Consider the following 6,715-nt stretch of genomic DNA (forward strand, 5'->3'; position numbering starts at 1 on the left):
CGCCTGGGCGCCACGGGCGCGGCCTTGAAGCAGATCCAGAAACGCCCGGGTAATGTCCGGGCGCTCCTCTTCCAGATGCAAATCTGAAATCAGTAATATCACCCAACGATCTCGGCTTTCTCGACGATCACGTCTTCTACCGGAACGTCCTGGTGACCGGCTTTACCGGTGGTCTGCACGCCTTTGATCTTGTCAACGACGTCGGTGCCTTCGGTGACTTTACCGAATACCGCGTAGCCCCAGCCCTGTACGTTCTTGCCGCTGTGGTTCAGGAAGGCGTTATCGGCCACGTTGATGAAGAACTGTGCGGAAGCCGAATGCGGCTCCATGGTACGGGCCATGGCGACGGTGTACTTGTCGTTGGAAAGGCCGTTGTCCGCTTCGTTCTGGATGCTTGGGCGCTTGTCTTTCTTTTCTTTCATGCCTGGCTCGAAACCACCGCCCTGGATCATGAAGTTACCGATCACACGGTGGAAAACCGTGTTTTCGTAATGACCGGCCTTAACGTATTCGATGAAGTTGGCGACGGTGATCGGCGCTTTCTCGGCGTTCAGCTCGATGACGATGTCACCGTGGTTGGTGGTCAGTTTGACTTGAGTCATGGTCGTTTCTCTTTCAAGGAATTCGTGGGTATGGACGCCGGGGGCGCCGTGACCGGTTTGGCTAAATGACAGCCAAGGCGCGCAGTTTAGCGTGACCTGCAGGAATTTCGAGGTGGTTTTTTACCGCCGGTGCATTAATTGCAGCAGTTTTCGGCCGTACTCTGTCAGCGACTTGACAGCATCAGCTATGATAACGGCTTTGTTTTATCTGGCCCCATCCGGCCACGTACCTGTCTGTTCAAGGATCCTATGAGCAAGCCCACTGTCGACCCTACCTCGAATTCCAAGGCCGGACCTGCCGTCCCGGTCAATTTCCTGCGCCCGATCATCCAGGCGGACCTGGATTCGGGCAAGCACACGCAGATCGTCACCCGCTTCCCGCCAGAGCCCAACGGCTACCTGCACATCGGTCACGCCAAGTCGATCTGTGTGAACTTCGGCCTGGCCCAGGAGTTCGGTGGCGTCACGCACCTGCGTTTCGACGACACCAACCCGGCCAAGGAAGACCAGGAATACATCGACGCCATCGAAAGCGACGTGAAGTGGCTGGGCTTCGAGTGGTCCGGTGAAGTGCGCTATGCCTCGCAATACTTTGACCAGTTGCACGACTGGGCCGTCGAGCTGATCAAGGCCGGCAAGGCCTACGTCGACGACCTGAGCCCGGAACAGGCCAAGGAATACCGTGGCACCCTGACCGAGCCAGGCAAGAACAGCCCGTTCCGCGACCGTTCGGTGGAAGAGAACCTGGACTGGTTCGCCCGCATGCGCGCTGGTGAGTTCCCGGACGGTGCTCGCGTGTTGCGCGCCAAGATCGACATGGCCTCGCCGAACATGAACCTGCGCGACCCGATCATGTACCGCATTCGTCATGCCCATCACCACCAGACCGGTGACAAGTGGTGCATCTACCCGAACTACGACTTCACCCACGGTCAGTCGGATGCCATCGAAGGCATCACGCACTCCATCTGCACCCTGGAGTTCGAAAGCCATCGCCCGCTGTATGAATGGTTCCTGGAGCATCTGCCGGTGCCTGCACAGCCGCGCCAGTACGAATTCAGCCGCCTGAACCTGAACTACACCATCACCAGCAAGCGCAAGCTCAAGCAACTGGTGGATGAGAAGCACGTGCACGGCTGGGACGACCCACGCATGTCCACGCTGTCGGGCTTCCGTCGTCGCGGCTACACGCCTGCGTCTATCCGCAACTTCTGCGACATGGTCGGCACCAACCGTTCCGACGGCGTGGTCGACTTCGGCATGCTCGAATTCAGCATCCGCCAGGACCTGGACGCCAACGCCCCGCGCGCCATGTGCGTGCTGCGTCCGTTGAAGGTTGTGATCACCAACTACCCGGAAGACCAGGTCGACAACCTCGAACTGCCGCGTCATCCGCAGAAAGAAGAACTCGGCGTGCGCAAGCTGCCGTTCGCCCGTGAAATCTACATCGACCGCGATGACTTCATGGAAGAGCCGCCAAAAGGCTACAAGCGCCTGGAGCCGAACGGCGAAGTGCGCCTGCGCGGCAGCTACGTGATCCGTGCCGACGAAGCGATCAAGGACGCCGATGGCAACATCGTCGAACTGCGCTGCTCCTACGACCCGGACACCCTGGGCAAGAACCCGGAAGGCCGCAAGGTCAAGGGCGTGATCCACTGGGTGCCGGCCGCTGCCAGCATTGAGTGTGAAGTGCGCCTGTACGATCGCCTGTTCCGCTCGCCGAACCCTGAAAAGGCCGAAGACAGTGCGAGTTTCCTCGACAACATCAACCCTGACTCCCTGCAAGTTCTCACAGGTTGTCGTGCCGAACCTTCGTTGGGCGACGCACAGCTGGAAGACCGTTTCCAGTTCGAGCGCGAAGGTTACTTCTGCGCGGATATCAAGGACTCGAAACCAGGTGCTCCGGTATTCAACCGTACCGTGACCTTGCGAGATTCGTGGGGCCAGTGATTAAGTCAAGGGATTCATCGTGCTAACGATCTACAACACGCTCAGCAAGACCAAAGAAGTCTTCAAGCCGCTGGACGGCAACAAGGTGCGCATGTACGTGTGCGGCATGACCGTGTACGACTACTGCCACATCGGCCACGGCCGCAGCATGGTTGCCTTCGACCTGGTGACCCGCTGGTTGCGTTTCAGCGGTTATGACTTGACGTACGTGCGCAACATCACCGACATCGACGACAAGATCATCAACCGCGCCAACGAAAACGGCGAGTCGTTCGATGCGCTGACCGAGCGCATGATCGCCGCGATGCACGAGGACGAGGCCCGCCTCAACATCCTCAAGCCGGACATGGAGCCGCGTGCCACGGACCACATCCCTGGCATGCACGCGATGATCCAGACCCTGATCGACAAGGGTTACGCCTACGCCCCAGGCAATGGCGACGTGTACTACCGCGTCGCCAAGTTCATGGGCTATGGCAAGCTGTCGCGCAAGAAAATCGAAGACCTGCGCATCGGCGCGCGTATCGAAGTGGACGAAGCCAAGCAAGATCCACTGGACTTCGTGCTGTGGAAAGCCACCAAGCCGGGCGAGCCGAGCTGGGAATCGCCATGGGGCGCGGGCCGTCCGGGCTGGCACATCGAATGCTCGGTGATGTCCACCTGCTGCCTGGGCGAGACCTTCGACATTCATGGTGGCGGCAGTGACCTCGAGTTCCCGCACCACGAAAACGAAATCGCCCAAAGTGAAGCCGCCACCGGCAAGACCTACGCCAACGCCTGGATGCACTGCGGCATGATCCGCATCAATGGCGAGAAGATGTCCAAGTCCTTGAACAACTTCTTCACCATTCGCGACGTGCTGGAAAAGTACCATCCTGAGGTTGTGCGTTACCTGCTGGTGTCCAGCCACTACCGCAGCGCCATCAACTACTCGGAAGACAACCTCAAGGACGCCAAGGGTGCCCTGGAGCGTTTCTACCACGCGTTGAAAGGCCTGCCAGCCGTGGCGCCTGCCGGTGGCGAAGCCTTCGTGGCCCGCTTCACCGAAGTCATGAACGACGACTTCGGCACCCCGGAAGCGTGTGCGGTGCTGTTCGAGATGGTGCGTGAGATCAACCGCCTGCGTGAGAGCGATCTTGATGCAGCGGCAGGTCTGGCGGCACGCTTGAAAGAACTGGCCAGCGTGCTCGGGGTTCTGCAAATGAAGCCTGAGGACTTCCTGCAAGCCGGTGCCGAGGGGCGTGTGGATGCGGCCGAGGTGGATGCACTGATCCAGGCACGTCTGACTGCACGTACCAACAAGGACTGGGCGGAATCCGACCGTATCCGTGACCAACTGACCGCGATGGGTGTGGTGTTGGAAGACGGGAAGGGTGGGACGACGTGGCGGCTGGCTGACTGACAGCTCATTGCTGCACGCTGAATGAAAAAACGCCCCGACAGGTTCGGGGCTTTTTTTTGACCGCTGTTGATTAAAGGGCTTGGCAAGGCGGCTGCCTTCTTTCGGAGTTTCCTTACAGTTCACCGCTATTGATGACGAGTAGTGTCTTAATCATTACTTGGCAATCAAAAGGAAGCGGCGTGCGATTACTGACCGAATCTGATGAGGTTGATCAGACCTTAAATATTAAGGTTGGAAGGCTGACTGTTGGTCTTGCCAGTACGCAAGAGCAACTACGTGAGGTACAAGCCTTGCGTTATAAAGTGTTCGCCGAGACTTTTAGTGCGCCTGCGCTGGTTAATGCTGAAGGTTTGAATGTCGATGAATTTGATCAATATTGTGATCATCTGATCGTTCGAGATAACACCACATTGAAGGTGGTGGGTACTTATCGCCTGATGAGTCCTGCGGGGGCGCAGCGCATGGGGCGTTACTATTGCGAAAATGAATTCGATCTGAGCCGATTGGAGCATTTGCGCTCGCGTACTATCGAGGCCGGGCATGCATGCGTACATCCGGACTATCGCAGTGGCAGCGTTATCATGCTGCTGTGGTCTGGGTTGGCCCTTTATATGCAGCGTGAGCAGTGTGATTACTTGATGGGGTGTGCGAGCGTCAGCCTATCCGATGGTGGCCACAATGCCGCGGCGCTGTATCACGCATTTACACCCGGGCAGTTTGCTCCCGCCGAGTACCGAGTGACTCCCCATCATCCGTTTCCCCTTGAAGAACACAAGTTTGGACATGTTGCGCATATGCCGCCGTTGTTGAAGGGCTATTTGCGCAGTGGTGCCTGGGTATGTGGCGAACCCGCATGGGATCGGGATTTTCACTCGGCGGATTTTTTCATGCTGTTGCCTTTATCGAAGTTGGACAGTCGTTACGCGCGCCATTATGTGAAGTAAGTTTGACGACAGGTTGTTCAGGCGCGTCAAGTAGGGCTGAAGTTAATGTTTGCCATGGCTAGATGGTCTTAATATTCAATAGTAAAAGTGGGTGATGGGCATGTTTTTGAAAGAGGAAAGAAATACAGCGTTCGAACTGATTCCGCACATGGCGACCTTTCTTGAGTCTGCATCGCTCCTTGAGCTTGAACGAGGCGAGTCTGCGCGTCTGGCCGACGTGTTCCGAACGCTGGGCCAGCCTGGGCTTGCCATTGCAAAGGCGCTGGGTGGAGGCGGTGTCAGCGCGCTGCAGTTGGCGCAGTTGCACACTTGGGTGGGGGCACATTGCCCGTCATTGGCTGTGATGATGACCATGCACCATCACACGGTTGCCGGCATGATGGCGGCCAGCCAATTCTTTCCCGATATTCAGGGTTTGTTAAGTGCCGTCGTGCAGGGCAACTTGTTAGTTGCGTCTGGCTTTGCCGAGGGGCGTGCACACGCGGATATTTTAGCGTCTACGATGGCTGTCGAAAAAACCGTCGGGGGCTATCTTGTGAACGGCAGCAAGAAACCGTGCACGATGACCCATCACTTTGACGTGATCACGTTTGGCGTCAATTACGTTGACCCGCAGGGCCAGACTCATCTTGGCATCGGTGCGGGGTTTGCCGGTGATCCAGGCATCGAACGGAAAAAGTTCTGGTCCGTCCCGCATTTGCAGGCGGCAGACAGTCACCAAGTCATTTTCAACAATCTGATGGTTCCCGAGTCGATGATGCATTTCAGCAAAACCGTGGATGATCAGTTGGATGATGCTCAGCACGGGACGGGTAATCACCTATTCGCTGTCTGGTTTCAGTTGCTGGCTTCGGCGTCCTATCTGGGGATGGCGTCCGCTTTGGCCTCGCGGGCACTGTCATTACGCAAAGGCTCGCAGGATGATCGAGCGATGCTGATCATTGAGCTTCAAGGCGCCACAATGGCGCTGCGTGGCCTGGCAGCGTCAATAGACGAAGGTCGGTTCATGCGCCCTGACCTGGCTCGCGCGCAGGCCACCCGGTTTTCTGTCCAGGAGGCGATCAGCCGCATCAGCACGCGCGCTTTCGAAATGATGGGCGGCATCGCCTTTATGTCCTCTGAAGACGTCGCCTATCTGCTGGTTGCGACGCGAGTGCTGGCATTCCATCCGACTTCCAAGGCTGCCAGTGGTGCTTTCTTGTGTGAGCAATTGGGCTAGGTCATGTCCGTCGCATTTGACGCTGTACCGTAACGTGGCTATAGATGGGGCCACAACGACCCCATGACGAAAGGGCAGCGATCAAAATGGATTGTATTTTCTGCAGCATTGTCCGAAAGACCTCCCCGGCGCACATCCTGTGGGAAGACGAGCAGCACATGGCGTTTCTCTCGATCTTCCCGAACACCCCGGGTTTCAGTGTGGTGATTCCCAAGCAGCATTACGGCAGCTATGCGTTCGCCCAGTCGGATAAGGTGCTGTCGGATCTTATTGTGGCGACCAAGAAGACCGCGCTGCTGATTGATCGGGCGTTTCCCGATGTGGCACGCACGGGGATGATGCTGGAAGGGTATGGGGTGGATCACCTGCATGCGAAGTTGTTTCCCATGCATGGGACGGGGTCGGACAGTGCGTTCAAGCCGCTGAGTTCGAAGGTGGACAAGTTCTTCGAGGCGTATGAAGGCTATATCTCATCCCATGACCATGTGCGGGCGGATGATGACGGGTTGGCGAAGTTGGCAGCGCGAATCCGATCCTTCGCCTAGCACCAAACTCAATGTGGGAGCTGGCTTGCCTGCGATAGCGGTGGATCAGCCAA

The 6,715-nt window shown here is 57.4% G+C and carries 6 protein-coding genes and 1 pseudogene; 5 read left to right on the forward strand and 2 right to left on the reverse strand.

Annotated elements, in window-relative coordinates; genetic code table 11:
• Window positions 1-102 (reverse strand): annotated as a pseudogene (locus tag ACRESD_RS08075) (UDP-2,3-diacylglucosamine diphosphatase); the annotation flags it as partial.
• Window positions 99-602 (reverse strand): peptidylprolyl isomerase, encoded by a 504-nt coding sequence (locus ACRESD_RS08080; protein ID WP_431750442.1) that lies wholly within the window; start codon window positions 600-602, stop codon window positions 99-101. The gene ACRESD_RS08080 and the pseudogene ACRESD_RS08075, both read right to left, overlap by 4 nt.
• 249 nt (window positions 603-851) lie before the next feature.
• On the opposite strand from ACRESD_RS08080, the gene ACRESD_RS08085 reads away from it, so the two are divergent.
• The 5 genes from ACRESD_RS08085 (at window position 852) to ACRESD_RS08105 (ending at window position 6,662) form a co-directional block, all read left to right on the forward strand.
• Window positions 852-2,552 carry a glutamine--tRNA ligase/YqeY domain fusion protein gene (locus tag ACRESD_RS08085; RefSeq protein WP_431750443.1) on the forward strand — a complete coding sequence of 567 codons (1,701 nt, stop codon included), beginning with the start codon at window positions 852-854 and terminating at the stop codon, window positions 2,550-2,552.
• Between the two features lie 19 nt (window positions 2,553-2,571).
• Window positions 2,572-3,954 (forward strand): cysteine--tRNA ligase, encoded by a 1,383-nt coding sequence (gene cysS, locus ACRESD_RS08090; protein ID WP_431750444.1) that lies wholly within the window; start codon window positions 2,572-2,574, stop codon window positions 3,952-3,954.
• A gap of 179 nt (window positions 3,955-4,133) precedes the next feature.
• Window positions 4,134-4,898, forward strand: coding sequence for a GNAT family N-acetyltransferase (locus tag ACRESD_RS08095; RefSeq protein WP_431750445.1), 765 nt, complete (start codon window positions 4,134-4,136; stop codon window positions 4,896-4,898).
• A gap of 100 nt (window positions 4,899-4,998) precedes the next feature.
• On the forward strand, window positions 4,999-6,117 hold the full coding sequence (locus tag ACRESD_RS08100; protein WP_431750446.1) for a hypothetical protein: 1,119 nt from the start codon (window positions 4,999-5,001) through the stop codon (window positions 6,115-6,117).
• Between the two features lie 86 nt (window positions 6,118-6,203).
• Window positions 6,204-6,662 carry an HIT family protein gene (locus ACRESD_RS08105; protein WP_431750447.1) on the forward strand — a complete coding sequence of 153 codons (459 nt, stop codon included), beginning with the start codon at window positions 6,204-6,206 and terminating at the stop codon, window positions 6,660-6,662.
• Window positions 6,663-6,715: the final 53 nt, after the last annotated feature.

Source organism: Pseudomonas sp. (genome assembly GCF_050739995.1).
Lineage (GTDB): Bacteria > Pseudomonadota > Gammaproteobacteria > Pseudomonadales > Pseudomonadaceae > Aquipseudomonas.

Bases quoted from the DNA above. Each gene is read 5' to 3' on its own strand.
- ACRESD_RS08100 (WP_431750446.1), top strand. From the start codon at position 4,999: ATGTTTTTGAAAGAGGAAAGAAATACAGCGTTCGAACTGATTCCGCAC.
- ACRESD_RS08105 (WP_431750447.1), top strand. From the start codon at position 6,204: ATGGATTGTATTTTCTGCAGCATTGTCCGAAAGACCTCCCCGGCGCAC.
- ACRESD_RS08085 (WP_431750443.1), top strand. From the start codon at position 852: ATGAGCAAGCCCACTGTCGACCCTACCTCGAATTCCAAGGCCGGACCT.
- ACRESD_RS08080 (WP_431750442.1), bottom strand. From the start codon at position 602: ATGACTCAAGTCAAACTGACCACCAACCACGGTGACATCGTCATCGAG.